The sequence below is a fragment of the Planctomonas deserti genome (genome assembly GCF_003067705.1).
Lineage (GTDB): Bacteria > Actinomycetota > Actinomycetes > Actinomycetales > Microbacteriaceae > Planctomonas > Planctomonas deserti.
On sequence record NZ_QANL01000065.1, the window covers coordinates 1 to 672 of the forward strand.

1 protein-coding gene is annotated in these 672 nt (G+C 66.1%); it reads left to right on the forward strand.

The genetic code is table 11. The features are described 5' to 3' along the window. Positions 1-672, forward strand: a 672-nt coding sequence (locus DAI20_RS19560; protein WP_159085136.1) for an efflux RND transporter permease subunit, incomplete at both ends; no start/stop codon positions are given.

Sequence of the window (672 nt, forward strand, 5' to 3'; positions counted from 1 at the left end):
TCACCATCAGCGCCGGCCTGGCGCCGGGCTATCCGCTGGGTGAGGCCATCGCCTGGGCGCAGCAGGTCACGCGCGAAGAGCTGCCGCAGTACGCGCAGGTGAACTGGAAGGGTGAATCGCGCGAGTACCAGAGCGCTGGCGGCGCTGTGCTGCTGACCTTCGCGATGGCCCTGCTGGTGGTCTACCTGGTGCTGGCCGCGCAGTTCGAGAGCTTCATCCACCCGCTGACCATCATGTTGACCGTGCCGCTGGGCGTGCTCGGTGCGTTGGTCGGATTGTGGGTGAGCGGCGGCACGGTGAACCTGTTCAGCCAGATCGGCATCGTCATGCTGGTCGGCCTGGCAGCGAAGAACGGCATCCTCATCGTCGAATTCGCCAACCAGCTGCGCGACGACGGAAGAACCGTGCGCGAAGCGATCATCGAATCGGCGATGGTGCGCCTTCGCCCGATCCTGATGACCTCCATCGCCACCGTGGTCGGTGCGATTCCGCTGGTGGTGGCCGTTGGCCCCGGTTCGGCCAGCCGTGGCACGATCGGCATCGTGATCATCTTCGGCGTCACCCTGTCCACCTTCCTGTCGCTGTTCGTGGTGCCGGCGTTCTACGCGCGGCTGGCCCCTTACACCCGCTCGCCGGAAGCGGTGAAGCGCGAACTGGAGAAGCAGGAAGCGG